At 67.3% G+C, this 25,311-nt stretch carries 30 protein-coding genes and 1 tRNA gene; 16 read left to right on the top strand and 15 right to left on the bottom strand.

Features of this window, described 5'->3' with window-relative positions:
* Positions 1-19: 19 nt before the first annotated feature.
* Positions 20-736, bottom strand: a complete 717-nt coding sequence (locus tag CR162_RS15030) for a hypothetical protein (RefSeq protein ID WP_141563165.1) — start codon at positions 734-736, stop codon at positions 20-22.
* A gap of 195 nt (positions 737-931) precedes the next feature.
* Here CR162_RS15030 and CR162_RS15025 point away from each other — a divergent pair, with 195 nt between their 5' ends.
* From CR162_RS15025 to arsH, 5 genes are all read left to right on the top strand, one after another.
* A complete protein-coding gene (locus CR162_RS15025) occupies positions 932-1,285 on the top strand; it encodes an ArsR/SmtB family transcription factor (RefSeq protein ID WP_099096350.1) in 354 nt (117 codons plus the stop codon).
* On the top strand, positions 1,282-1,707 hold the full coding sequence (arsC, locus tag CR162_RS15020; protein WP_099096349.1) for an arsenate reductase (glutaredoxin): 426 nt from the start codon (positions 1,282-1,284) through the stop codon (positions 1,705-1,707). The genes CR162_RS15025 and arsC overlap by 4 nt, the downstream gene beginning before the upstream one ends.
* A 108-nt stretch (positions 1,708-1,815) precedes the next feature.
* Complete coding sequence (locus CR162_RS15015) at positions 1,816-3,129, top strand: arsenic transporter (RefSeq protein ID WP_099096348.1); 1,314 nt, start codon at positions 1,816-1,818, stop codon at positions 3,127-3,129.
* The gene (locus CR162_RS15010) at positions 3,126-4,196 is read left to right on the top strand and encodes an ArsO family NAD(P)H-dependent flavin-containing monooxygenase (protein ID WP_099096347.1); all 1,071 of its coding nucleotides are present in this window, start codon (positions 3,126-3,128) and stop codon (positions 4,194-4,196) included. The genes CR162_RS15015 and CR162_RS15010 overlap by 4 nt, the downstream gene beginning before the upstream one ends.
* Positions 4,196-4,933: an arsenical resistance protein ArsH gene (gene arsH, locus CR162_RS15005; RefSeq protein WP_099096346.1), complete on the top strand. Its 738-nt coding sequence runs from the start codon at positions 4,196-4,198 to the stop codon at positions 4,931-4,933. Before CR162_RS15010 ends, arsH begins: the two co-directional genes overlap by 1 nt.
* A 7-nt stretch (positions 4,934-4,940) precedes the next feature.
* On the opposite strand, the gene CR162_RS15000 is transcribed toward arsH, so the two are convergent.
* The 6 genes from CR162_RS15000 to CR162_RS14975 form a co-directional block, all read right to left on the bottom strand.
* The gene (locus tag CR162_RS15000; protein WP_099096345.1) at positions 4,941-5,513 is read right to left on the bottom strand and encodes a GNAT family N-acetyltransferase; all 573 of its coding nucleotides are present in this window, start codon (positions 5,511-5,513) and stop codon (positions 4,941-4,943) included.
* 49 nt (positions 5,514-5,562) lie between these two features.
* Entirely contained in the window at positions 5,563-6,537 is a 975-nt protein-coding gene (locus CR162_RS14995) for an ABC transporter ATP-binding protein (RefSeq protein WP_099096344.1), read from the bottom strand.
* Positions 6,538-6,566: 29 nt separating this feature from the next.
* Complete coding sequence (locus CR162_RS14990) at positions 6,567-7,313, bottom strand: ABC transporter permease (RefSeq protein ID WP_245870394.1); 747 nt, start codon at positions 7,311-7,313, stop codon at positions 6,567-6,569.
* 99 nt (positions 7,314-7,412) lie between these two features.
* Positions 7,413-8,666, bottom strand: a complete 1,254-nt coding sequence (locus tag CR162_RS14985) for an MFS transporter (protein WP_099096342.1) — start codon at positions 8,664-8,666, stop codon at positions 7,413-7,415.
* Positions 8,663-10,120, bottom strand: a complete 1,458-nt coding sequence (locus CR162_RS14980; protein WP_099096341.1) for an FAD-dependent oxidoreductase — start codon at positions 10,118-10,120, stop codon at positions 8,663-8,665. Before CR162_RS14980 ends, CR162_RS14985 begins: the two co-directional genes overlap by 4 nt.
* Before the next feature lie 55 nt (positions 10,121-10,175).
* A complete protein-coding gene (locus tag CR162_RS14975) occupies positions 10,176-10,514 on the bottom strand; it encodes a PadR family transcriptional regulator (RefSeq protein WP_208863953.1) in 339 nt (112 codons plus the stop codon).
* A gap of 242 nt (positions 10,515-10,756) precedes the next feature.
* Between CR162_RS14975 and CR162_RS14970 the strand changes: the two genes are divergently transcribed.
* The 9 genes from CR162_RS14970 to CR162_RS14930 all read left to right on the top strand — a co-directional run bounded on the left by CR162_RS14970 (position 10,757) and on the right by CR162_RS14930 (position 20,878).
* Positions 10,757-11,356, top strand: coding sequence for a hypothetical protein (locus CR162_RS14970; protein ID WP_075798176.1), 600 nt, complete (start codon positions 10,757-10,759; stop codon positions 11,354-11,356).
* A gap of 6 nt (positions 11,357-11,362) precedes the next feature.
* On the top strand, positions 11,363-11,869 hold the full coding sequence (locus tag CR162_RS14965; protein WP_141563164.1) for a hypothetical protein: 507 nt from the start codon (positions 11,363-11,365) through the stop codon (positions 11,867-11,869).
* Positions 11,859-12,875 (top strand): CBASS cGAMP-activated phospholipase, encoded by a 1,017-nt coding sequence (locus CR162_RS23125; RefSeq protein ID WP_099096339.1) that lies wholly within the window; start codon positions 11,859-11,861, stop codon positions 12,873-12,875. Before CR162_RS14965 ends, CR162_RS23125 begins: the two co-directional genes overlap by 11 nt.
* A 211-nt stretch (positions 12,876-13,086) precedes the next feature.
* The gene (locus CR162_RS14955) at positions 13,087-13,293 is read left to right on the top strand and encodes a heavy-metal-associated domain-containing protein (RefSeq protein ID WP_218014911.1); all 207 of its coding nucleotides are present in this window, start codon (positions 13,087-13,089) and stop codon (positions 13,291-13,293) included.
* A 99-nt stretch (positions 13,294-13,392) separates the two neighbouring features.
* A complete protein-coding gene (locus tag CR162_RS14950; RefSeq protein WP_099096410.1) occupies positions 13,393-15,966 on the top strand; it encodes a heavy metal translocating P-type ATPase in 2,574 nt (857 codons plus the stop codon).
* Between the two features lie 144 nt (positions 15,967-16,110).
* Positions 16,111-16,590, top strand: a complete 480-nt coding sequence (cueR, locus tag CR162_RS14945; protein WP_099096338.1) for a Cu(I)-responsive transcriptional regulator — start codon at positions 16,111-16,113, stop codon at positions 16,588-16,590.
* A 407-nt stretch (positions 16,591-16,997) separates the two neighbouring features.
* Positions 16,998-17,546, top strand: coding sequence for an SOS response-associated peptidase family protein (locus tag CR162_RS14940; protein ID WP_281254990.1), 549 nt, complete (start codon positions 16,998-17,000; stop codon positions 17,544-17,546).
* A 199-nt stretch (positions 17,547-17,745) separates the two neighbouring features.
* The gene (locus tag CR162_RS14935) at positions 17,746-19,404 is read left to right on the top strand and encodes an ATP-dependent nuclease (protein WP_099096337.1); all 1,659 of its coding nucleotides are present in this window, start codon (positions 17,746-17,748) and stop codon (positions 19,402-19,404) included.
* Positions 19,405-19,546: 142 nt separating this feature from the next.
* Positions 19,547-20,878: an IS701 family transposase gene (locus CR162_RS14930; RefSeq protein WP_245870389.1), complete on the top strand. Its 1,332-nt coding sequence runs from the start codon at positions 19,547-19,549 to the stop codon at positions 20,876-20,878.
* Positions 20,879-21,101: 223 nt separating this feature from the next.
* Here CR162_RS14930 and CR162_RS14925 read toward each other — a convergent pair whose 3' ends face one another.
* The 4 genes from CR162_RS14925 to CR162_RS14910 form a co-directional block, all read right to left on the bottom strand.
* Positions 21,102-21,590 carry a hypothetical protein gene (locus CR162_RS14925; RefSeq protein WP_099096336.1) on the bottom strand — a complete coding sequence of 163 codons (489 nt, stop codon included), beginning with the start codon at positions 21,588-21,590 and terminating at the stop codon, positions 21,102-21,104.
* Between the two features lie 44 nt (positions 21,591-21,634).
* On the bottom strand, positions 21,635-22,006 hold the full coding sequence (locus CR162_RS14920) for a hypothetical protein (RefSeq protein ID WP_099096335.1): 372 nt from the start codon (positions 22,004-22,006) through the stop codon (positions 21,635-21,637).
* Between the two features lie 111 nt (positions 22,007-22,117).
* Positions 22,118-22,891 (bottom strand): hypothetical protein, encoded by a 774-nt coding sequence (locus CR162_RS14915; protein ID WP_099096334.1) that lies wholly within the window; start codon positions 22,889-22,891, stop codon positions 22,118-22,120.
* Between the two features lie 70 nt (positions 22,892-22,961).
* On the bottom strand, positions 22,962-23,396 hold the full coding sequence (locus CR162_RS14910) for a hypothetical protein (protein WP_099096333.1): 435 nt from the start codon (positions 23,394-23,396) through the stop codon (positions 22,962-22,964).
* Between the two features lie 118 nt (positions 23,397-23,514).
* Here CR162_RS14910 and CR162_RS14905 point away from each other — a divergent pair, with 118 nt between their 5' ends.
* Together CR162_RS14905 and CR162_RS14900 are read left to right on the top strand one after the other, a co-directional pair.
* The gene (locus tag CR162_RS14905; RefSeq protein WP_099096332.1) at positions 23,515-23,823 is read left to right on the top strand and encodes a hypothetical protein; all 309 of its coding nucleotides are present in this window, start codon (positions 23,515-23,517) and stop codon (positions 23,821-23,823) included.
* A 7-nt stretch (positions 23,824-23,830) separates the two neighbouring features.
* Positions 23,831-23,907, top strand: a tRNA-Ile gene (locus CR162_RS14900).
* A 195-nt stretch (positions 23,908-24,102) separates the two neighbouring features.
* Here CR162_RS14900 and CR162_RS22425 read toward each other — a convergent pair.
* The 4 genes from CR162_RS22425 to CR162_RS22080 all read right to left on the bottom strand — a co-directional run bounded on the left by CR162_RS22425 (position 24,103) and on the right by CR162_RS22080 (position 25,231).
* A complete protein-coding gene (locus tag CR162_RS22425; protein WP_176559867.1) occupies positions 24,103-24,240 on the bottom strand; it encodes a hypothetical protein in 138 nt (45 codons plus the stop codon).
* 40 nt (positions 24,241-24,280) lie between these two features.
* Positions 24,281-24,667 (bottom strand): hypothetical protein, encoded by a 387-nt coding sequence (locus CR162_RS14895; protein ID WP_099096331.1) that lies wholly within the window; start codon positions 24,665-24,667, stop codon positions 24,281-24,283.
* 94 nt (positions 24,668-24,761) lie between these two features.
* On the bottom strand, positions 24,762-24,929 hold the full coding sequence (locus CR162_RS22420) for a hypothetical protein (protein WP_176559866.1): 168 nt from the start codon (positions 24,927-24,929) through the stop codon (positions 24,762-24,764).
* Entirely contained in the window at positions 24,926-25,231 is a 306-nt protein-coding gene (locus tag CR162_RS22080) for a hypothetical protein (protein ID WP_141563163.1), read from the bottom strand. The genes CR162_RS22420 and CR162_RS22080 overlap by 4 nt, the downstream gene beginning before the upstream one ends.
* Positions 25,232-25,311: the final 80 nt, after the last annotated feature.

The raw sequence follows: 25,311 nt of genomic DNA, 5'->3' as shown, positions 1-25,311 counted from the left end.
CCCGTCCAGCACGTCGTTCCTAGATCGGCGCCCCTCTGGCGCCGGGTTGCCGGGCGGCCTTGAATCGCGTCAGCTCCTCGAGGAACGTGGGGCAAGCGCGTTGCCCGGCCTCGAAGCCCGCGTCCTGCGGCGGGGGGCGAGGCCCGCCGTCCTCGGCGTGGAGCGCCTCCACGATGCCGAGCAGGCGCGGCCTCAACCATGCATTGAATGCCTGCGTCGCGGCGTCTTCACCGTTGGCAATGGCTGGCTGGAACTCGCCCAGGCGCTGGCTGAGCCTGGGCGTCACGCGCTGCCAGAACTCCCGCATGGAGACATGGATGCGGTCGTGGTCCTCGAGTGCGGCCACGAGCGCGCCGATGTACAGGCACGCGTTGTCCGCGAATTCCTCCGGCACTTCCAAGCGCGAGGCCTCTACCTCCAGCCGGATTTCCACGCGTGCGAGGCGCCAGCAGCCGTTGCCGTTTTCCGCCACGGAGCGCGCCTCGAGGACGGGGCGAAGGCGGGGCTTGATGATCTCGGGCGTGCCGTAGACGTTCTGAAGGCGGACCTCGCCGTTCACCTCGCGAGTCCGCAGGGGCACGCGCGCCACGGGCGGCGACGGCTCCGGGACGTCGAGGATGACGACTTCCGGCGGCGCCGAGGGACCCCCGGGGCATGCCGCGCTTACTACGGACGGCATGGCCACCACGCCTGCGGCCAGGATAAGCAGGCAGGCAACCAGGGTTCGTGAAGGCATGAACCTTGGAACTGCCGTTGCCGACGTTGAATGCATTGTGCCCCGCGATCCCTGTGCCTGCCCGGAGCGGCGGCTCCATGCGGAAGTGGCCGATCCTACGTCCCTCATCTTCGGAGCCGAAGGGTCATCCCCTCCCCGCAACAAAATGATGCAAACAGCTTGACTGCGAGCCTACATATCTTCATTCCTCGATATATGGAATTGGATGAAGCCCTGGCGTGCCTCGGAGCCCTGTCGCAATCCACCCGCCTGGAAAGCTTTCGGCTTCTGGTCCGGCATGAGCCGGACGGCCTGCCCGCCGGTGAGGTGGCCCGGCAACTCGACGTTCCCCAGAACACGATGTCCACGCACCTGGCGGTGCTGACGCGCGCTGGCCTGCTCCGCTCCGAGCGCCTCAGCCGCTCCATCGTCTATCGGGCCGACCTGGAGCGCCTGCGCGAGATGATGCTGTTCCTGGTCAGGGACTGCTGCGGCGGCCGCGCCGACCTGTGCCAGCCCCTGATCGCCGACCTGCTGCCCTGCTGCCCGCAAGAGAAGGCCGTCCGATGAGCGACGTCACCATCTACCACAACCCGGCCTGCGGGACGTCCCGCAACACCCTGGCCCTCATCCGCAACAGTGGCGAGGAGCCGCAGGTCATCGAGTACCTGAAGACGCCGCCGACGCGGGAGGAACTCAAGGGCCTCATCCAGCGCATGGGCGTGTCGGTGCGCGACGTGCTGCGTCAGAAGGGCACGCCTTACGAGGAGCTTGGCCTTGGCGACCCGTCTCTTACGGACGACCAGTTGCTCGACGCCATGATGGCGCACCCCATCCTCATCAACCGTCCCATCGTGGTGACCCCGCTCGGCGTGAAGCTGTGCAGGCCGTCCGAGGCGGTGCTCGACATCCTGCCGAACCCGCAGCAGGGCGCCTACGCGAAAGAGGATGGTGAGCCGGTGGTCGATGAGCAGGGCCGCCGCCTGATCTGAGCCGGGCGTCCGCGCCTTCTCCCCCCCTGACGACGACGTACTGCACCGCTGACCGTCCCAGGTCGGCGGGTATCCCGGCGCGCCCTGAAGTCTGAGAGCACCCTCTACATGCTGGCCTTGGCTATCTTCGTCTTCACCCTCGTCCTGGTCATCTGGCAGCCCCACGGCCTCGGCATCGGCTGGAGCGCCATGGGCGGCGCCGCGCTGGCCCTGCTGACCGGCGTCATCGGCTGGGCCGACGTGCCGGTGGTCTGGGGCATCGTCTGGGATGCCACCTTCACCTTCGTGGCGCTGATCATCATCTCGCTGCTGCTGGACGAGGCCGGGTTCTTCCAGTGGGCCGCGCTGCACGTGGCGCGCTGGGGCGGCGGCAACGGACGGCGGCTGTTCCCGCTGATCGTGGTGCTGGGCGCGCTCATCGCCGCCTTCTTCGCCAACGACGGCGCGGCCCTGCTGCTGACGCCCATCGTCATGGCCATCCTGCTCAGACTGAACTTCTCCGCGGGCGCCACGCTGGCCTTCATCGTGGCCTGCGGCTTCGTGGCCGACACCACCAGCCTGCCGCTAGTGATCTCGAACCTCGTCAACATCGTCTCGGCCAACTACTTCGGCATCGAGTTCGGCCGCTACGCCGCCGTCATGGTGCCGGTGAACCTGGTGGCCCTCGTCGCGACGCTGGCCGTGCTCTGGGCCTACTACGGGCGTCAGGTGCCCGCCGCTTACGCGCTGGACCAGTTGGAGCGGCCAGGCGCCGCGATCCGCGACCACCTCGTCTTCCGGGCGGCCTTTCCGCTGCTTGCCGTGCTGCTGCTGGCCTACTTCGTCCTGGCGCCGCTCGGCGTGCCGGTCGCGGCGGTGACCAGCGCGGCCGCCCTGGTGCTGCTGGTGCTGGCCGGGCGCTGGCACCGGGGCGGCAACGGCGCCGTGGTCTCCATCCGCAAGGTGCTGAGCGAGGCGCCATGGCAGATCGTTGTCTTCTCGCTGGGCATGTACCTGGTGGTCTATGGCCTGCGGAACGCTGGGCTGACGGACCACCTGGCTGGCGCGCTGGAGTGGCTGGCCGGGCATGGCCTATGGGCGGCGACTATCGGCACCGGCGTCGGCGCTGCGCTGATCTCCTCGGTGATGAACAACATGCCCAGCGTGCTGGTCGGCGCCCTGGCCATCGAGCAGGCCCAGGGTATCCCGCCCGCCATCCGCGAGGCCATGGTCTACGCCAACGTCATCGGTTGCGACCTTGGCCCCAAGTTCACGCCCATCGGCAGCCTGGCGACGCTGCTCTGGCTGCACGTGCTGGCGCGCAAGGGCACCACCATCACCTGGGGACAGTACATGAAGGTCGGCCTCGTCATCACGCCGCCGGTGCTGCTGGCCGTGCTGGCTGCCCTGGCGCTCTGGCTGCCGGTGGTCAGCGCGCCATGAGCGGTCGGGTCTTCCGCGACGTCGTGGTCATCGGTGGCGGGCAGTCCGGCCTCGCCGCCGGGTACTTCCTGCGCCGCCAGGGCATCGACTTCGAGATCCTGGACGCCAACGACCGACCGGGCGGCGCCTGGCCGGACGCCTGGGACTCCCTCCGCCTGTTCTCGCCAGCGCAGATGAGTTCGCTGCCCGGCTGGCCCATGCCTCCATCTGCGGGTGGCTATCCCACCCGGGACCACGTGGTCGACTACCTGGAGCAGTACGAGCAGCGATACAGCCTGCCGATCCAGAGGCCGGTGCGCGTCAGGGACATCCTGAGCTCGCCGGACGGGCTGTCGGTGCGCACCGACCGCGGCACATGGCTGGCGAAGGCGGTCATCAGCGCGACCGGGGGCGCCAGCCAGCCCTACATTCCGCCCTACTCCGGCCGAGCGCTGTTCCAGGGCAGGCAGGTCCATTCCTCTGCCTACCGCTCCCCCGACGAGTTCGCAGGCCAGCGCGTGCTGGTGGTGGGTGGCGGCAACTCGGGCGCGCAGATCCTGGCCGAGGTCTCCAAGGTCGCGGAGACGGCCTGGGTCACATTGGAGCCGCCCCGCTTCCTGCCGGATAGCGTGGACGGCCGTGTGCTGTTCGAGCGCGCGACAGAGCGGGTGCGGGCGCAGATGGAAGGCCGGGAGGCGGATCTGCCGAAGGGTGGCCTGGGCGACATCGTCATGGTGCCGTCCGTGCGAGAGGCCCGGGACCTGGACGTGCTCTACACGGTCCGGCCGTTCTCCCGCTTTGTGGCGGATGGCGTCGTCTGGCCGGACGGCACGCGCACCGCCGTGGACGCCGTGATCTGGTGCACGGGCTTCCGGGCGAACCTGAGCCACCTGGCGCATCTGGGCGTGCTGACGGCGGAGGGTCACGTCGCCGTCGAACACGGCCGCGCCACCCGCGAGCGGCGCCTCTGGCTGCTCGGCTACGGCGACTGGACCGGCACCGCCTCCGCAACCCTGGCGGGCATCACCCGGTCCGCCCGCGACACCGTCCACGCCATCCAACACTTCCTGACGACGGGGAGACCCTGATGAAGTCCGACCTCGACCTCTCGCTGCCCAATGTGGCCGACGAACACATCCAGACGCCGGACCTGGGCAAGCTGGGCATCCCCGGTGCGAGCCAGCACCCGCCGCGCATCCTGCTGCTCTACGGCTCGCTGCGGGAGCGGTCCTACAGCCGGTTCCTGACGCTGGAGGCCGAGCGCATCCTCCGCCGCTTCGGCGCCGAGACGCGGGTCTTTGACCCTCGCGACCTGCCGATGGTCGACAGCGTTCCCGCCGACCACCCCAAGGTGTTGGAGCTCCGGGAGCTCTCGCTCTGGTCTGAGGGCCAAGTCTGGTGCAGCCCGGAGCGGCACGGTGCCGTCACGGGCATCCTCAAGAACCAGATCGACTGGCTGCCGCTGGAGAGCCGCGGCGTCCGGCCGACCCAGGGACGCACGCTGGCCGTCATGCAGGTCTCCGGCGGCAGCCAGAGCTTCAACGCCGTGAACACGCTGCGCCTGCTTGGCCGCTGGATGCGGATGATCACCATTCCCAACCAGTCCTCGGTGCCCAAGGCGTACGAGCAATTCGATGAGGCAGGCCGGATGCTGGCGGGCCCGCTCTACGATCGCGTCGTCGATGTCATGGAGGAACTGATGAAGTTCACCCTGCTGACGCGGGATGTCTCCACGTACCTGACCGACCGCTACAGCGAGCGCAAGGAGCGGGCGGAGAAGCAGGTCAGGGCTGACCTGGCCAAGCTCTCCGGCGCCGTCGGCTGAGGGCCGCCTACTCGACCGCCGGGTCGGTGCGGTCGCCGTCCCCCAGCGCCAACTGCATCAGCACGGTGTCCAGCCATCGCCCATGCTTGCGTCCGACCGAGCGCAGGGTGCCGATGGGCTCGAAGCCGAGCGCCCTGTGCAGCCGGATCGACGCCTCGTTCGCGCTATCGCCGATGACCGCCACCATCTGCCGGTAGCCGAGCGCGGCGCACTCCTGGATGAGAGCCTCTAGCAAGCGTCGGCCGATGCCCCGCCCACGTGCCTCCTCGCTGATGTAGACCGAGTTCTCGAGCGTGTTCCGGTAAGCAGGTCGGGGACGGTAAGCGCCCGCATAGGCGTAGCCGAGCACGCGGCCATCGGTGTCCTCGGCCACCAAGTAGGGTAGCCCGCGTTCGATGAGGGTGATGCGTCGCTGCCGCATGTCCTCGGCCGTTGGCGCCTCTGTTTCGAAGGTGGCGGTGCCGTGGAGCACGTGGTGCCGGTAGATGGCGGCTACGGCGTCCATGTCGGCCGCCGTAGCGGGCCGGATAGTTACTGCGGCAGGCTGTTTGGCGGGGGCGGCTTCATTCGCGTCAGGCACCGGGAGTTTCCTCTGGCTGGATTGAGAGCACTTGGTCTGGGTGTACGATTTAGCCGGTCATGCCCTCGCCGTTGCTGGCGGGGCCTTGCACGAGTTGAAGGAAGACGTCCTCCAGGTCCGGCTGCTTCGTGGTCACGCTGGCTATTTGCAGCCCTGCGACGCGAATGGCGCCGAGCATCTCGTCAACATTGCCGCTCGCCTGTGCGAACCGGAACACCAGCCGCTGTGGAGCCGCCAGGGTGGGGTTGAAGGGAAGAAGTTTGTCTGGGATGGCGCCGAGGGGCGCTGAGACATCGACCACGAGCTCCTGGTCTTCCACGCGCCGGAACAGGGCGTCTGTGGTGTCATGCGCGACGATCTGGCCGTCGGCCATAACGGCGATCTGATCGCACAGCGCCTCTGCCTCCTGGAGATAGTGGGTCGTGAGCAGGACGGTGGTGCCCTGGCGATTGAGCAGCCGGACGTAATCCCAAAGCTGCTGACGTAGAGCGACGTCTACGCCCGCCGTGGGTTCATCGAGCACGAGGACAGGCGGGCTGTGCACCAGCGCCTTCCCCACCATGAGCCGACGTCGCATGCCACCGGAAAGACTGCGCGCGGGAGCCGTGGCCTTGTCCGCCAACCCCAGGACCTCGAGGAGCTCGTCGGTGCGTCGGGCGGCCTTGGGGATGCCGAAGAGCCCTGCCTGGAGTTCGAGCGCGGCCCTGGCGGGGAAGTAGGGGTCCAGGGTGAGTTCCTGCGGCACGACGCCGATCGCCGCCCGGGCCGCCCGCGGTGCCTCGTCGATGTCGATGCCCCAGACCCGTGCCGTGCCTGCCGATTTCCTTACCAGCCCGGCCAGGATGTTGATGAGGGTCGACTTCCCGGCGCCGTTTGGCCCGAGCAGGCCAAAGATGCTGCCGCGGGGGATGACTAGGTTCACCCCCTTGAGGGCGTGCTTGGCGGCACGGCCGTTTGTACCCGGATAGACCTTCTGGAGGCCTTCTACCTCGATGGCCGCCGCGGGTTGGTCGTGCTTAGTCATCGCGGGACTCGTTCTCGATGGCGGCTGGATCACTGGCGCAGCCGCCAGCCCGACGCGAGCAGCCGGTGGCAGAGGACGCCGAGCAGGCCGTTTGCGACGAGCACCACGAGAATTCCGGCGAGGGGCGATGCTTCCGAGTGGCCCGTGATGCCGTGCCGGAAGCCATCCACGATGTAGAAGACGGGGTCGGCATAGGCGATGGAGCGGAATGGCTCAGACAGACTGCTGACGGCATAAAAGGTGCCGGACAGCAGCGTCAGCGGTGCGATGACGAAGTTCGTCACGGCGGCCTGATGGTCCATCTTCTGGGCCCACAACCCGCCCAGGACGCCCAGCAACGCGAACAGCAGAGACCCGCCGAAGGCGTAGAACAGGCAGAGGGCGAGATTCGCGAGCGGCAGGGGCACGAAGAGCGCGGCGGCCAGGGCGGTCAGCGCGCCTACCAGGACGCCTCGTGTGACACCCCCAAGCACCATGCCGGTCAGGAACTCCCCGGGCCCGAGCGGCGCCAGCAGGAGGTCGACAATGTTGCCTTGAACTTTCGCGACAAGGAGAGACGACGAGGTATTGGCGTAGGCGTTCTGGAGGACCGCCATCATGACGAGGCCCGGGGTGACGAAGACCAGGTAAGGAACGCCACCCGGCGCCGGAGCATGGCGGCCGAGCGCCACACCGAAGACGGCCAGGAAGAGCAGCGTGCTGACCACGGGGCCGCCGACCGTCTGGGCGGCGACCGCCAGGAATCTCTGGACCTCGCGCCGATAGAGAGTGGCCACCCCTATCCAGTTCACTCCACTGCCAAGCCGTGTAGCCGACAAACCACTCTCCATCACTTCGTCTGACCTGGCAGTCTGCTTCCTACTTCCGTGGGAAGGTCAAGGCGCCTGCCGGGCGTCGATGCGCTGCCGTCGGAGCGCATATGGCACGAGCGCCAGCACCATGAGGATGTTCAGGACGGCGGTAGCGCACAGCACGGCCAGCGTGGTGGAGGCGCCAAAGCTGTCCAGCAGCCAGGCGCCCAGGAAGGGCGAAGCTGCCTGCGCGATGAGGGTCGGCATCGCAATCTTCCCCATCAGCACGGCGTAACCCTCCTTGCCGAAGAGGGCCAAGGGCACCGTGCCGCGGGCGATGGAGCGAATGCCGCTGCCCATCCCGTACATGACGATGCCTGCGGCCACGACGCCCGGCGCGCCCACCAGCATGCCCAGGCCGACCGCCACCAGCACCGCCGAGGCCACCAAGCTCCAAATAGGATGCGCCGTCTTGCCGAAGAGCATCTCCAGCACACGGGCACCGACCTGTGCTGGGCCGATGAGCGTGCCCAGGGCAACGGCCGACGCCAGCGCCAGCCCCTGGGACTGGAGCAGAGTCAGCAAGTGGACGGAGAGCACGGTCATGATGACCGCCGCCAGGGTAAAGCCCGCAGCCAGCACGACGAAGGCATAGCGCTGGCCCGCCTGCACATGGCCCGGCGCCGCGGCAGCCTTGGCGGCTCTAGGTGCCGTGGCAGGTTTCGCTACCTCGCGCGGCACCCCGAAGAGGTATAGCGGCAGCACGACGGCCAAGTGGATGGCGGCATAGGTCAGGCAGGCGCCGCGCCAGCCCAGGTGGTCAACCAAGAAGGCGCTGAGCGGCCAGCAGACAGTGCTGGCGAAACCGCCGAACAAGGTGACGTGGGTGATGGCCGGGCGCGCGTGCTCGCCATAGAGCCGCCCCAGGGTCGAGAAGGCCGGGTCGTACAGCCCGGCACCCATGGCCAGCCCGAGGATGACCCAGGCCAGCACAAAGACCGGCAGGCTGGGCGCCAACCCGAGCAGCAGCAGGCCAGCGGAGAGCAAGACGGCGCTGGCTGCCAGAACTGGGCGGCCGCCACGCCGGTCAATCAGGTGGCCGATGCGCGGGGAGGCCAAGCCGGAGACCAGCATGCCGATGGACAGGGCGCCCATGATCCAGGTGAGCGGCCAGCCCGTGTCGGAGGCGATTGGCCCGGCCAGCACCGCCAGCAGGTAGTAGCTACTACCCCAGGCCAGGATCTGGCCGACACCAATGGCCGAGACGACTGTGAGACGGCTGCGGCTGGCCGCCGGACCTGTGGAGCCAGCCTGAGCCTGAATGGCGGCCTGGCTCATTCCGCAGGCTCGGCCGGGACGGACACTTTCTGGGCTGCGGTCCCGCAGCACGGAGCATCCTCTGCCAGTTCGGGCTTAGGCGCACAGCAGGCGCCCTGGGGCGTCTTGGGCGTGCAGCAGGAGGATGCCGCATCAGCGTCCGCAGGCAACACCCGGCTGCTGCTGCACACGCCTGTCTCTGGCAGGTCGAGTTCCACTCGGCGCGCGGCCTCGATGTCCCCCGCCAGGAAGGCGGTGATCGAGCGCACCTGTTCGTAGCCGGTGGCCAACAAGAAGGTCGGGGCCCGCCCGTAGGAGGTCATGCCCGCTAGGAAGAGCCCGGTGTCCGGCTGCTGGAGCTCGAAGGCGCCGTGAGGGCGGACGGTGCCGCAGGAATGCAGATTGGGGTCGATGAGGGGCGCCAGGACGCGGGGACATTCCAGCGCCGGATCCAGGTCGAGGCGGACCTCCCGCAGGATGGAGAGCTCAGGGCGCAGGCCGGTGGCCACCACCATCTCGTCTGCCTGAACCGACCGGCCGCTGCTGTCGAGGACATCCAGTGAGCCGTCCGTCTGGCGGCGGACCTCCTCCACAGCGAAGGGCGCCAGCAACTGCACCCGGCCACCCTCGACATAGGCCTTCAGCCGCTGCCCCAGAGCGCCACGCTCCGGCAACTGGTCGGCCGCGCCACCACCGTAGGCCCGCGTCAGATCAGGGCTGCGCGCCGCCCAGATGACGGTGGTGCCCGGCGCCTGGTCGGCCAGGGCGACGAGGTCGATGAGGCTGCCGATGGCCGAGTGGCCAGAGCCGACAACCAGCACGCGCTTGCCCGCGTACCGGCCTCGCTCGGCGCCCAGGACGTCCGGCATGCCGTAGCGGATCCGGTCGGCGGCTGATTGCTCACCGATGGCGGGCAGGCCAGAGGCGCCTGCCGGATTGGGATGTCCCCAGGTGCCGGTCGCCACGATAACGGCCCGCGCGAGCAGGCGGCCCTCTTGGCCCCCGGTCTGAAACCTGACCTCGAACGGCTGCTGCTCACGACCGTCATTGCGAACCTTGCCAGCCCGCAACCGTGCGACGCCCGTCACCCGGGTGTTCAGACGCAGGCAGGCGGCGAACTCCGGTAAGACGGCCAGAGGTGCCAGGTAGTCCTCGACGAGCTCGCGGCCGGTCGGGAAGACCTCGGCATCTGGCGCCGTCCACCCGTGCCGCTCCAGGAGCGCGCGGCAGGCCCGGTCTACATTGTACCGCCAGGGGGAGAAGGTATGGACATGGCCCCAGTCCAGAGGCGCCGTGCCGACCGAAGGTCCGGCCTCGAACACCACCGGCTCCAGGCCGCGCTCCAGCAGGTGCGCGGCGGCAGCCAGGCCGACCGGACCACCGCCGATGATGGCGACGGGCAGCGATCCGGGGCTCGCGGAGCGTTCAGGGGCCCTGTTCTGAGGGGCAGGCTTGGCGGAGCAGCAGGAGCTCATCTGACGTTCCCCTTTGTTATGCCTCGGTGGGCGATGCATACGAGTAAGCCAAGGGTCAGCATTGGCAGGTGCCCTTGGCCTTGCGGCGGGCCTTGGCGGCGCGGCCGGTTTCGGTCAGGGCGGCTGTGGCATCCATCCAGGCCTCCAGGCCAACCTTGAAGGCCTCCCGGCCCTTGTCGGTCAGGGTGTAGACCTTGCGCTCACGGCCGGAGACGACCTCGGCTTCCGAGGTCAGGTAACCGCCCTGCTCGAACTCCCGCAGCGTCGGATACAGGGCACCCTCGGACGGCGAGCAGCAGCCATTGGTGGTCCGCTCAACCGCTCGGGCGATGTCGTAGCCGTGCGCCGGGCCATCGTGCAGGACCTGGAGCACGAAGAAGCGGCTGAGGGCCATCTTGATGGTTCCGGCCCAGTAGCTCCGGTCCGTGAAGTCCGGAGAGGGACGAGGGACGGCTTGGAGAGTGGGCTGCTTGGGCATATCGGCAAGCTATGCCTTGGAGGGCGAGGTATCAAGAAGTACCGCACGTCGCTGTGGCAGTTGCGGAGGATTCTTGTCTCTTGGGGCGAAAACATGTACAGATCTATGTGTTAGCTGTACAGCTTGTGGGCCGGTGCCCCGCAGGCGAAGGAGGCTACATGTTTTTCCTGACCGCTCGAAGCGCCCGTCCCAGCCAGCCTCAAGGCAGGGGAGAGAACCGCATCTTTCGTATCCGTGGCCAGCAGCAGTTGGCGGGCTCGGCGGGTGACAAGGTATCTGTGGCCGAGTTCGTCCACATCCAAGCCAGCACGCCTAGCTCGCCCGATGAGTTGGCCCGCTCCCTGGCTGACCGCGTCCGCCAAGTGATCACAGGGCTGGCTGTACGGGTAGGTTTGGAGCCCGTCAGCGAGGAGAAAGACGCGACACCTTTGACTGAGGCCACAGTGGAGCGTGCCAGGGCTGCGCTTCCCAGACTGATGAATGGGACGCGGGAGAGTTTCGTGTCTGTCATCTCGAAGCAGGGGAAGGTGGACGAGGCTGTCGCGATGGTCGACTGGCGCGTCCTCGAGGTCATCATGGAACTGGCTGAAGAAGCCCTCAAGGCGAAGCCACGAGCCGGTGACCTGATGCCGGTTGAATTCTCGGCTTCGGAAGCCGCGCAACTGAGTGCCGGTGACTTCAACCGGCCCTTGCCGAAGCGGCAGAAGGCTGCGGATCGCGAGCGCGCCATCGCCGAACTGCTTGGCGAACCCGGCTGAACGGTTGTGGCTGGCTTTTTCCTGACGACTGCCGGGCTGCGTGTCAGCTTGCTGTGGGCGAACAGCCCCCTCGCCAAGTACATCCGCAATTCACCAACTGAGGAAATCTGGGTATCGCCGCTCTCCCACGCCATCATGAAAGATCAGTTCTTCGGAGAGAGTGGCGCGTCCCCGGAACTTAGAAAGCGGGGATACCAGGCGGTAGAGATGCATGCCCGCCAGATGGCGAGGATTAACCCTACCCAATACCCATATCCTGACGAACCAGCGCTGGACATCTGGGCGCAGATCCGATCCCTGGAGGTGAACATTGCCGCCTATGATGACGGGGTCGCCCAGCATGTCGCCCAGCAGTTAGGGCCTGACGAGCTTCTCGTCTTCGCCACGGCCGCCGCTCACCTCAAGCCGCTGATCGGACCAGCCCCCGACGACCCTGATACGCTCAGAGTACTCGATGGCCTTGGCATCCGCTTTGTCCCTGCATCGACTTGGCTAGGTGCACATGGCACCTGATGACGCGGCAGAAGCCCGCCAGACAATGCCACTGCTCCTTTGCCTGTCAGGCGGCGGCTTTCGTGGCTACTACAGCGCCCTCGTGCTTGCAGCCGTCGAAGAGGCGGTTGGTGCGCCTTGCAACCGGATCTTCGACCTTATCGCGGGAACATCGATCGGCGGCATCCTGGCGCTTGGCTTGGCCCACGGTGTGCCTGCGCGCACTTTGGCGGACATGATCAGGGAGCACGGCCCGGCGATCTTCCCACGATATCCCCTCCCAGGATTACGGCGCGCCTTTGGGCCGCCCTATCGCGGTGGGCGGGTCGGCGATGCCGTAAAGCGGATCCTCCCCGCTCAGGCTAACCTCTCACTCTCTGCGGCGCCGACTCCTGTCATGGTCGTCTCGGTGTCACCTGCAACGGCAAGACTGGTGGTGCTGTCGAGTTGGGACGGCGGCGCCACTGCGCTCATGTCTACCGCGGACGCCGCTATGGCGACCTCTGCTGCTCCGACCTACTTCCCCTCACATCGGGCAAGCCTGGGGTCTGGGGGCACCTCCATGGATCTCGTGGACGGGGGCATTGCGGCCAACGCGCCGGACGCTCTGGCCATCCGCGAGGCCACCTTCAGCCTCGGGTTGCCTGAGGAGCGGCTCGCCATCCTCTCAGTAGGAACCTGTGCCCCCGCACAGGGAGGGGTCGGCACCCTCACGCCAGCCGCTTTCGGTCTGGTGGGAACTCTCCGGCACCTGGGCGGCCGTGGCCTTGTCGACCTGATGATGGCTGTCCAGGAAGCTCATGGCCTCACAGAGGCCAGAGCCCGCCTCGGAGGCGATCGCTATCTGCGGCTTGATCGCGCTCCGAGCGGCGCCCAGGCCAAGTTGCTCCAGCTTGATAACGCCTCAGAGCAGGCGCGCCGGACGCTGGAGGATCTCGCCCGACAGACCCAGGCCGGTCTGCGCGATCATCACAGCCACGGAGTTTGGCGCAGGATGGTCGCACGAGCGCAGTTCGTCCGCCGCTGAGCACCCACCGTCCCATTCGGTCGTGTTCCTCTTCGGCGGCCGTGCCCTCCCGAATTCCGGCTCCCAAGGGTTCCGCCAGGTCACGTCCGTCCAGTTGCACCGGCATCCATTGCGGCGGATGCACTACGCTGACTTCCACACGGTCATGACTTGACCTTGCCACGATGGGAAACCCCACCTTCACGGCGAACGCACCACGAAGGAGATACCCATGCTGCGCTTCAAGATTCCGAACATGGCCTGCGGCGGCTGCGCCAAAGGCGTGACGGCCACCGTGCGTGAGGTGGACCCGAATGCTGTCGTCCAAGTCGATCTCGAGCAACGCGAAGTTGCCGTCGAGACCAAGGCCGCAGATGCCGACACTCTGGACCGCGCCCTCCGCGACGCGGGCTGGAAGAGCGAGCGCCTGGCGGCCTGACGCGTAGGTCCGGGCCTGCGGCAGGCTCCGCAAGCCCGGCACCGACGCACCGTAAGCCCCACCCCTCGGGGCGGCGACCAGATTCACAGAGGAAAAATGATGGCTCCGGACACCAATGTCGCGTCGCCGGTCCGCCGGGCTGGGGCGCAGGAGGCTGGCAGTGCCTTGTCATTACCCATCGAGGGGATGACCTGCGCCTCCTGTGTCGGCCGGGTGGAGCGTGCCCTGGCCAAGGTACCAGGAGTCACCCAGGCCACGGTCAATCTTGCTACCGAACGCGCGGATCTCCGCTTTGCCGGGCAGGCCGATCTCCCGGCGGTTCTCGCGGCAGTCGACCGTGCAGGCTACGCCGTGCCCGAGGGTACCACGGAACTTTCCATCGAGGGGATGACCTGCGCCTCTTGCGTAGGCCGGGTCGAGCGGGCGCTCAAGGTCGTTCCGGGAGTCCTGGAAGCCTCGGTGAACCTAGCGACCGAGCGCGCCCTCGTGCGTCATGCGGGCGGCGCCGTGGATGCCGCCACCCTGGAAGCGGCCGTGCGCCGCGCTGGCTATGAGGCACGTCGGACCACACTCGAGACTGCCGATGCCCGGGTGGACCGCGAGCGCGAGGCACGCGAGCGCGAACTCTCCTCCCTCTGGCGCGCCACGATGCTGGCCGCCGTGTTGACGGTGCCGCTCTTCCTTCTGGAGATGGGCAGCCACTTCGTTCCCGGGGTGCACGAATGGATCGCGGCCAGCATCGGCATGGAGGCCGCCTGGTATCTCCAGTTCGGGCTGGCGACGCTGGTGGTCTTCGGCCCGGGTCTGCGCTTCCACCGGAAGGGTTGGCCCAACCTGCTGCGCGGCGGCCCCGACATGAACTCCCTGGTGGCGCTCGGCACGGGTGCCGCCTGGATTTACTCGACGGTCGCCACCTTCACGCCCAGCCTGCTGCCAGCAGACGCGCGCAACGTCTACTACGAGGCATCGGCCGTCATCGTCACGCTCATCCTGCTCGGCCGCTTCCTCGAGGCCCGCAGCAAGGGCCGCACCTCGGAGGCGATCAAGCGCCTGATGGGCCTCCAGGCCAAGACTGCGCGGGTGGAGCGCGGCGGCCAGGCGGTGGAGCTTCCGGTGGCCGAAGTCGGAGCGGGCGACATCGTGCTGGTACGCCCCGGCGAGCGGCTGCCCGTGGATGGCGAGGTGCTGGATGGCGCCTCCTTTGTGGATGAGAGCATGGTCACCGGCGAGCCGGTGCCGGTCCGGAAGGAGGCGGGCGCGTCCGTCGTCGGAGGCACCGTGAACAAGACCGGCTCCTTCCGCTTCCGTGCGACCGCGGTCGGCGCCGACACGGTGCTGGCCCAGATCGTGCGCATGGTGGAATCCGCGCAGGGCTCCAAGCTGCCGATCCAGGCCATGGTGGACCGGGTGACTATGTGGTTCGTCCCGGCCGTCATGGCGGTGGCTGCCCTGACGTTCGCGGTCTGGCTCGTCTTCGGCCCCGATCCGGCGCTAACCTTTGCGCTCGTCAATGCCGTGGCGGTGCTGATCATCGCCTGCCCCTGCGCCATGGGCCTGGCCACGCCGACCTCCATCATGGTCGGAACAGGGCGGGCGGCCGAACTGGGTGTGCTGTTCCGCAAGGGCGAAGCTTTGCAGACCCTGCGGGACGCCCAGATCGTGGCGGTGGACAAGACCGGTACGCTCACCAAGGGCCGCCCCGAGTTGACCGACCTGGTGCCCGCTCCGGGCTTCGCTGAAGCCGAGGTTCTCGCGCTGGTCGCCGCCGTCGAGGCGCGCTCCGAGCATCCGGTGGCGGAGGCCATCGTTGAGGCGGCCCGGCAGCGCGGGCTGACGCTGTCCACGGTTGAGGCCTTCGAGGCCGTGCCGGGCTATGGCGTGGCCGCAACTGTCAACGGACGACGGGTCGAGGTCGGCGCCGACCGCTACATGGTCCGCCTCGGGCATGACCTGGCCACCTTCACCGAAGCGGCGGCACGTCTCGCCGACGACGGCAAGACGCCGCTCTATGCCGCCGTGGACGGACGGCTCGCGGCGGCCATCGCCGTTGCCGACCCGATCAAGGAGACGACGCCCGCGGCCGTGGAGGCGCTGCACCGGCTCGGCCTCAAGGTGGCGATGGTCACCGGCGACAACCGGCGCACCGCGGAAGCCATCGCCCGCCGCCTCGGCATCGACGAAGTGGAGGCGGAGGTGCTGCCGGACGGCAAGGTGGCCGTGGTGGAGCGCCTGAAGGCGGGTGGACAGCGCAAGGTCGCCTTCGTCGGCGATGGCATCAATGACGCGCCCGCGCTCGCCGCCGCGGATGTGGGGCTCGCCATCGGCACGGGCACGGACATCGCGATCGAGAGCGCGGACGTGGTTCTGATGTCGGGCGACCTGCGGGGCGTGCCGAACGCGATCGCCCTCTCGCAGGCGACGATGCGCAACATCCGGCAGAACCTGTTCTGGGCCTTCGCCTACAACACGGCGCTGATTCCGGTGGCGGCCGGTTTGCTCTACCCGGTGTCCGGCGTGCTGCTTTCACCCATGCTGGCGGCAGCGGCCATGGGTGTCTCCAGCGTCTTCGTGCTCACCAATGCGCTGCGCCTGCGGGGGTTCCGACCGCCTGCGGAGGCCGCGAGCCACCATGCTGAGCCGCCTGCCACCCACACTGCTTCCGCGGCGGCCTGACCGGCGCGGCAGCGAGCCGTACGGAAGGTCACGGTCCTGAACGATGTAGTGGCCGCATCGGGGATGCCTTGACCTTCCCATAATGGGAAACCCTACCTTCAGGATCAGGCACCACCCCTAGGGGCGGATTGAAAGGAGGCAGGCATGAACATCGGGCAGGCGTCGGCGGCCTCGGGCGTATCAGCGAAGATGCTCCGCTACTACGAGAGCATCGGGCTTCTCCCCAAGGCGGCGCGGACCGAGGCAGGCTACCGCGTCTACTCGGCCAAGGATGTGAACACACTCCGCTTCATCCGGCGGGCGCGTGACCTCGGCCTGTCCATCGAGCGCATCAAGCTGCTGGTCGGCCTGTGGAAGGACCGGGAGCGGTCGAGCGCGGACGTGAAGAGGGTTGCCCAAGAGCACGTCACCGAATTGGACGCCAGGATCCTGGAACTTACGGCCATGCGGGACACCCTCCAGGAACTGGCGGACGCCTGCCACGGCGACCACCGGCCGGAGTGCCCGATCCTGCGCGACCTTGAGGGTGGGGCGCAGGCAGCGGCGAGCAGAGCCGACCTGCCAAACCATGTCGGCACCCCGATGCGCGGCGCTGCTGAACAACAGCGTCGCGCCGGTGCGTGACGACGAGGGCCGCCTTCTGTCCGTGGCTGCCGTCTGCATGACGTGACGCACGGCCGAGGCCGCGCTGAATGATCACCGCGCCGAACTGGAGCATCTGATCGAAGCGCTTACAGCCGCCCTGCTACGCACAGCCGGGGAGCAGCGGCGAGTCGAGGAAGGAGCCCCGCGTTTTCCAGGGCCTCGGCCGGGAGGTGTTGGTGGTCGACGACACTGCGGAGGTGGCGGCTTTCGCCTGCGGCCCGCTCAATGAGATGGGCTATGCCACGCGGCGGGCAGGCAGAGCGGCCGAGGCGCTAGCGGCGCGGGAGGGCGGGCAGCCGGTGGACGCGTCATGTCGGGCTGGCTGAGTAGAGGTTCCAGCACAATGACCAACAATATCTGAAACTTAGGCGGGATACACCGGGAGAATCCTCGATTCTAAAGGAGGTGGCTCTCGTCACCTCACTGGACGCCCTGGCTGGGCATCGCCGACTAGGTCGGTTGGCGGCTCCTGCGGGACGAGGGCCAGGACAAAAGGCTGGTCACAGGCGGCAAGCAACGCTGGGCGCATCGTTGGAGAGCGGGAGCTGACCATGATGCGCTGGGGCATGCCGGGCCCAGAGCAGTACGGCGGGCATCCGGTGACCAACATCCGCAACACCCGCAGCCCGCACTGGCGCCGCTGGCTCGGCCCGGCGCACCGCTGCCTGGTGCCGGTGACGTCCTTCTCAGAGTGGGAAGACACCAAGCCGAAGAAGACGGCGGTGTGGTTTGCGCTGTCCGAGGAGCGGCCGCCCTTCGCCTTCGCGGGCATCTGGACCAATTGGACTGGCACGCGCGGCCCCAAGTCGAACCCGGTCGAGGGCGAGCACGAGCTCTACGGCTTCCTGACCTGCGGCCCGAACGAGACGGTGGGCGCCATCCACCCGAAGGCGATGCCCGTGCTGCTGTCCACCCCGGACGAGATGGACACTTAGCTAGAGGCGCCGTGGGAGGTCGCCCGCGAGCTGCAGCGCCCGCTGCCGGACGAGGACATGCTCATCGTGTCGAAGGGCAACCGGAAGGACCCGAACTGAGGACTAAGCCAAATACCAGCGCCTTAGATATCAACCGAAAGTTGTGACGCAAGCCCAAGTAAGCAATTATGTCACCCATTAAGCCAGCTCGGGGGACGGCGTGCAGATCCAGAGAGTTTGCATTAGGAACTACCGTTCCATCCGGGAATTGGATTTCTACCCAGGAAAACTCACCGCCCTGATAGGCCCGAACAACTCCGGCAAGACCAACATCCTGTCGGCTCTGGACTTCCTTTTGGGCGGCAAATGGCCGTCTGCTAACGGTCTGATGGATTCTGACTTCTTCGGAAAATCACGGCGCGGCGGCATGCAAGTTGGGGTTCAGTTCCGGCCCAATCCAAAGAATGTTGACTGGTTGTTTTACGAGTACGTCCATGGGGAACCCCGTGCCACTGGCGCCAGGTACACCACCACTTCCAACTCGACGCCTACCTTCCTGAGTAATGAGGTTAGAGCAGCCTTTCCGCTGGTCTACCTAGATGCGGATCGCAACTACGACCGACAGTTTGGCACCTCCCAGTGGTCCCTTTGGGGACAAGCCATCCGGCACCTCAATGACCATTACAAGTCCCAAGTTCCCCTCGATCAGCAGGAGCAGGCCAAGCAGAGCTTGCGGACAGCCCAAGAGATCCTGCGCACAGACAAATACACGAGCTTCGTCACAGAGATGGCCGAGGGCTTTAAAGCCCAGCTACGCCGAACCAGCCACGAGGTAAAAGTAGACTTCCGCACCTTCGATCCGCTGAACTTCTATAAGACGCTCCAACCCATCCTTGTCGAGGACGGGTTGGAGCGGAGCCCTGAGGAAGCAGGTTCTGGGATGAGGAACCTCATCGTACTGGCCCTCTTCCGCGCATACGCGAAGTGCTTTCGAGGAGATGCGGTTTTCGCGGTCGAAGAACCTGAGATCTATCTACACCCGCATGCCCAACGCAGCCTCGCCCTTCTGTTCCGTGAGATGGCCGACCAGGGCGCCCAAATCCTGTACTCCACACACTCGGCCGCCTTCGTATCGCCTGAGAACTTTGACGAAATCGCTGTAGTCGAGCGCTGCCTCGACGAGGACAATGAGGGAATGCTCTGCACGCGGATGCGCCGCCTATCTGCCGCGCATCTGATGGCATCGCCTGAAGCCAGTACGGGGACTGAAGCCCTGCTACGAGAGCGCCTCCGGCACGCCTGCGGCCAGGAGCATGCGGAAGCATTCTTTGGCCGTGCTGTTATCCTAGTGGAGGGGCCAACTGAACGTGCCGCACTGCCTATCTTTGCCGAGTACATGGAGATGAACCTCGACGCCCTGGGGGTGTCTGTAGTCAGCGCCAACGGCAAGAACAGCCTGCCGTTGCTTTACCGGCTCTACGAGGGCCTCGGCTTCCCTATCTACCTCGTCTTTGACAACGATGCTGGTTCTGGTGGCAATGAGAAAGAGACAAATCGCAAGCTGACCGGGATTGTAGGCATGACACCGGACGAACGACCGGCTGCTTGCGTCGCAGCGAACTGCGCCATTCTGGCAGGAGATTACGAGAAGTCACTTCGGGGGGAGCTAGAGGGCATCATTCCCGGCCTCTATGCCAGCTTGGAACAAGAGGCCCGAAGCGTTCTTGGCTCGCAGGTTGGCAAGCCCATCATGGCGCGCTTTATGGCTCGAAAGCTCGTCGAAAAGGGTATTGTTCCACCCACCATCGGTGCTCTCCTCGATAAGGTGCGTGAAATGGTAAACGCTCCGGTACTGGATCTCGAGGAAATGCTCCTCTGATTGGCGACCAGACGCCCAATTCTGACGGCTGTAGTTGCTGCCTGCATTTACGAGAGCGACCCTGGTGTTGCCTAGCACTACTTGGGCACTTCGAGGCTGGGTGACGGTTACCTCCCTGCTGAACGATGCAGCGGAGGCGAGGATGGCGATTGTGCATGGTGGCGGCGCTGACCTGGATCACTGGCTGGTGCCGTTCCTGGAGGTGCTCGGCCGCAGAACGCGCCGGACCTGGGCGCCGCTCTACCTGCGGGGCTTGCTGGGCCCTGGTGAGCGCAAGAGCCTGCAGCCGATGGCGGCCCGCCTGGGGCTGGGTGGTCACGATCAGCTGCAGCACTTCATCGCCAGTCCAGCCTGGGATGATGGCCCTTTGTGGTCTGTGCTGGCGCATGAGGCGGACAAGCTGGTCGGCGGTCCAGCAGCCTGGCTGGTGATCGACGACACGGCGCTGCCCAAGAAGGGCGAGATGTCTGTCGGCGTGGCGCCCCAGTATTGTGGCCAGCTCGGCAAGAAGGCGAACTGCCAGTCGCTGGTGTCGCTCACCCTGGCGCAGGGTGAGGTGCCTGTTCCGGTGGGCCTGCGGCTGTTCCTGCCCAAAGAGTGGACTGATGAACCAGGACGCTGTGCCCGAGCAGGTGTCCCTGAGACCGCGATGGTGCCGCAGAGCAAGGGCGAGATCGCGCTGGAGGAGATCGACCGGTTGCGTGCCGCGGGCGTGCGGTTCGGCACCGTGTTGGCGGATGCGGGCTACGGCGCCAGTGCAGCGTTCCGCCACGGCCTCGATGCGCGAGAGCTGCTCTGGGCCGTCGGCACTCCACGCAACCAGAAGGTCTACAGCGCCGCAGTGCAGTTGGTGCCGCCGCAGGGACGCGCGCGCAAGCCGGTGCCCGATGAGGAGCCAGTGGAGGCGGAGAAGGTGCTGGCTGGTCTGTCCTGGCGTCGCATCACCTGGCGGCAGGGCACCAGGGGTGCGCTGGCCGCCAAGTTCGCCGCCGCCCGCGTCCGAGTTGGCGATGGAGCCGTGTGGGCCAACAACCGGCACCTGCCGGGCGACGAGGTCTGGCTGGTGGGCGAATGGCGCTCCAGTGGCGAGCGGAAGTACTATCTCAGCAATCTGGATCCCGGCACGTCACTGCGCGCCCTGGCCGCCGCCATCAAGGCGCGCTGGGTCTGCGAGCAAGCGCACCAGCAACTCAAGCAAGAACTCGGTCTCGGGCACTTCGAGGGCCGATCTTGGACCGGTCTGCACCGACATGCGCTGATGGCCTGCATCGCCTGCGCTTATCTGCAGCACCTCCGCCTCGCCGAGCACCGTCGGATGAGCCGGGGAAAAAATGCCGACCCGAATGCCGGGTCCGCCACCCTCACCAAGTCTGCCTACCATCCGGCGTGCCATCCTCGACCGGCTGTTCGCCCACCTCGCAACACCTCTCCGATGCCCGCACTGTCGACGCAGGTTCCTGCCACCACCCAATAAACTGCCCAAGTAGTGCTAGCGCCAATTAGGAAAATGCTAGATGATGGGCGCCGAAGATTCCTTTAGATGCATTGAGCAAGTCGGCGATAGCATACTGAACATGTAGATTTTTGTTGAAAGCAGCGTCCTACGCCTACATTATCTCCTTGTAGGCCGGACACTGCGCTCCCGGCTGCTGGGGCTCTCACGGGCCGCGCAGGGGTGCGCGGCCCGTTTTCTGTTTTTAGGCCCTGGGCTTTCTCGTCGCCCACTGCCAGACCGCGACGAACCGGTGGCCACTGCCGCCGCCGCCGGTGGTTAGTGATGGCACCACGTCACCGTCCCCCATCACCTCTGCTTCAACCTCACGCTCGCCATCCTCGCCGCGCCCGCGCAGGCTGAAGACGATGGCGCCACCCTCTTCGCCGGACTCCGCCAGTTCCCGCAGCGCGGCTTCCACGACCGGGTTGGCTTCGTCGACGAGGCGGTTCGCTTTGTCGATGGCGGCCATGTAGAGCTGCTCAACGGCCCCGAGGGTTCCACGGTTTTCCGGGCGCATCGCTTCCGCCTTGCGGGCGGCACACTCCGCGCTCGCGGCGTTCAGTTCCTGCGCGAAGTGGATGATGAGTGCGGGTGGCTCGTTCCGAGCCTCGGCCAGCCTCACGGCACATGCCTCGTAATCCTGGACGGCGCGAAGCAGCGCCTCAGCAGCGGAAGGGGAGTCTTTGGCCATGGGCACCGCCGTAGCGTGCGGCGCCGCAGAGCGCGAATCCTATTTCAGCCGTCGGCCTCGAGGATCATCCGGTGCAGCCGGTCCAGCTCATAGACCGCCTGCCTGCACGCCTCGGCGCCGCGGATGCTCTCCGGGTGATGAAGCCAGTGCAGGTCCAGCTCGTCGCAGGCCCGCCCGGAGCGGTCCAGCCCCTGCAAGGCTTCGTCGAGTGTTGCAGTGACGTCCAACGGTAGGCGCCCGTCGATGAGGATGGCGCGGGAGCCGCGCAGCGCGCGCCGCGCGCGAGCCGCTTCCACCGACCCGATGGGCCCGACGCGGAAGCACCTCACCCGGCCCTCGCCGGGCAGAATGATCTCAATGCGGGGGAAAGGTTGGTCAGGCCAGCGGTCGATGTCGGAGAGGTCCTGGGTCAGCATGGGGCGCTCCTCTGGAGTTGCCTGGGGCCAGGATACCCGGGGCGGATGCAAGGAAAGGGCGCGGTCACCTTGCGGCGCCGCCCCCAGTTCATGTCCAGGCTCCGCTCGGGCTCACGCAGGCTCGTGCCGCAGCTCATCGGCCAGCGACGCCGTCTGACCGGCGCGGCGGGCCGCCTGCCGCTCCCGCAGCCGGTCGGCCAGGCCGGAGCCGGTGACACGCGGGTGGCGGGCTTCCGCCAGCCCCGCCTTGGCCTCGCGGGCGGCAGCCACCGCCTCGACGGCCGGAACGCCGTTCAGCAGGCGGGAGCCGTCCAGGTGCCCCACGACCCGCTCGCGAGTGATGCCGCCGATCGCCTCGAGCTGGCGCCGGTCCAGCGACTGGAGCCACTCGCGGTGCTCGGTGTGCACTCCGGACCAGTCGACGGCCTGGTCGCGCGCCATCCTCTTCGCGGCCGCGCGGACCTTCCCGGCGTAGACCTCGTCCTCGGAGACCTGCGGGGCGGCGGGCGCCGTCTTGATTTCGGCTTCGGTCTTCGGCGCACGGGCCTCGGCCGCGACAGCGCCGCCGCGGCCGAACAGACTCAGGGAGAAGCCGCTGCCGGAGCGCCCCGCCTTGGCAACGGCGACCTCGTGTGCGCGCTGCTCGGCAACGGCCCTGCGGTCCGCACGGGCTTCGCGAGCGGACGAGATGGCGCGTCCAAGGCCCGCGACCACCGGCGTTACGGCCGGTGCCACATTCTCCTGGACCCATTCGTAGGTGGTTTCGACTATCTTCCGGCCATTGCGGATGACGGTTCGGGACCGAGTGACGAACTTCCCGGTTGCGGCCTTGATGCCCTCGACGAGTGCCTTCAGGGCGGCAGCGATAACGGTGGTGACGGACATTGGGGTGATGCTCCTGCTCTCTGGAACCTTCCCAAGTTCTGCCGTCACCTTTGGCAAGGGAGGCGCGCCTTCAGCCCCCCGCAGCGCCGCGCAGCGTACGCAGCGCCTCGGCGGCTGCGGCCTGGTCCGGCGGCGGCCAGCCGGTCGCGGTGCGCCGGACCAGCCGATGACCATGCCGAGCCACGGCGGCCGCATGGCCAGACCGCGCCCCCTCGGTTCCGAACGCGACCTCGAGCAGCGCCGCCTGCCGCCGGGCCTCGGCGGCGTCCCCGCCCCGCAGCGCGGCCGCCAGGCGCCGCACGACATCGGCGCCCCAGAGCTCCAATCCAGCAGGCACGCCCGGCCGGGGCGGCGCCAGTTCCGGATCCGTCCGGGCTTCCTGCGTGTCGGCCTCAATGTCGAGGGCGAGTTCGTCCAGCCCAGCGGCGTCCGCAGCTTCCCAGGCGTCGCCGAGGGCAAGCAAAACGGTCTCACGGGCGGTGGTCGGGGCGGTGGCGGTCATCATGCGCTGCTCCTCTCCCGCAAGGCTGGGGTGGCGGGTCGTCTGGAATGTAGATAACGCCAATCGACATTGACGACAACAGAATTCAATGCCAGGTTGCAGCGACCCCGAGGAGACAGTCATGTTCGGCTCCGCCCCGCATCACCACGGCATCGACCCCGACGTCGCCTACGGCCTAATGATCGGGGCCGGTGCGAACGCGCGGGCTGCCAATGACCTGGCGACCGCGTCCATGCGTACCACGGCCGTGGCGATGGAAAGCATGGTCGGCGCCGTCCAACTCGCGAAGCGCCTACAGGCGCAGGTGGCGCAACTCCAGGCGCAGCTCGCGGCCGAGCGGGCTCTGACCCAGGCGCTGTCCGCACAGCACCCGGAATCTCCGATCCTGCCGCTAGCGGGCCTCATTCGCGAGGCCGCTGGTCACGCCTGAAGAGTTCGCGCGCGTATGCTCAGCGGTTAGAGCTGCCTGCTCATAACAGGTCGGTCGTTGGTTCGAATTCAACCGCGCGCACCACAACCAGAAGGGCGCCGAGGTCATCCTGGGCGCCCTTCTTGATTTCAGTTGCTCGGCTGCTCAGCGAAGAAGGCAGGCGCTGTTCGTCCACCCTGCCTCGCGCTCGGTTTCAACATCCAGTCTACCCTGCGCGTAGGCCCTGCGCAGCGCGTGGCCTACGCGCACCACGTCGGCGACCGCCATGCCCTCGGTTCGTCACTGGTCGAGCAGGCGCCCGTCCTCGGTAGAGAAGCTGGCGTAGGAGGTTCCGTCACCGATGGTCAGGGAGACGCCCGCCTCACGCAGTTGGCGCATGGTCTCGGCATAGATGTCGGAGATCTCGTCGGGGTGCATGGGGCTCTCCTGGGGCGCGGAAGGCGCCCTGCCCCCAGGCTCACCCGCTCGCTTGCAAGCGACCCGAGAGAGCCGCCATCGCTGGTCCGTACAGGCCGCGGCGGGCGAAGGCGGGCGGGGTAACCGGAGCCAGCCGGGCGCGCCGGTCCGGATCCGCGGGCACCGGTTCGGCGAGCGGCGCGAACTCGGGCCATTCTGTCCAGCCAGGCGCAGTCAGGCCGCCCAGCTCCGCCAGCGTCTCGGCCACCGCGGCGAGGTGCGCGCGGTGCATCGGATGCGCCAAGTGCGGGGGTGCGTCCTCAATCAACTCGCGCGTCACGCCGAACCGGGCGGCGTGGTCGAGGAATTCCTTGAGGGCCGAGGTGTAGTCGCAGCCGCCGAGAACATTCGACGCCGCGACGCGCAGGGATGTCGGGAACGGGAGCATGAATCCTTGTAGCCGACTGGGGACTCTGCCGGAGCCCCAAAAGAGAAGGGCGCCGGTGATGTTCCCGGCGCCCTGCCCTGCTCCGGCGCGCCGGTCAGGTGTGGTAACCCCAGTTCCCCGCTTCCTCGCCGGGATGGAAGCCGAGGCGGATGAGTTCCTGTCCGTCCTCGCTGTCTTCCGGCAGTTCCTCAAGGTCCACATAGACGTTGATGATGTCGTGCTCGCCGCCAAATGCGCCGCGCACCTGCAGGCCATTCCTCATGAGCTTGGATCAGATGGCGAGGCCCGCGACGAACCCTTCGACGGCCTTCGCCCGTGGGTCACTCCTGTAAGCAGCCATGCAGTTATAATCTGCGGACATTGCTCACCCTTCCTCTTGTGCCGGATTTCAATGCCGACGGCGGCGGCCATCTCGGCGGCGACGCTCTCCGCCGCGGCCACGCCGGTGTGCCCGCATTCGTCGTGGCAGTACTGTCCGATGAGGCGGCGCCCCAGACGGATGGTCAGCGTGTCAGTCTGACCATCCCACGTCAGCGTCAGGGCCGCAGGCTTCTTGTCCGCCATGGGGAGCTCCTCGGGGGCGCGATGCACCGGTCCCCTAGGTTCCGTGCCCTGCTTGCAAGGGACGTCAGGCGCGCAGCGCC

Source organism: Teichococcus rhizosphaerae (genome assembly GCF_002631185.1).
Lineage (GTDB): Bacteria > Pseudomonadota > Alphaproteobacteria > Acetobacterales > Acetobacteraceae > Pseudoroseomonas > Pseudoroseomonas rhizosphaerae.
The sequence above is the reverse complement of the archived record's forward strand: the minus strand, read 5'-3'. Positions and strand labels throughout refer to the sequence as shown.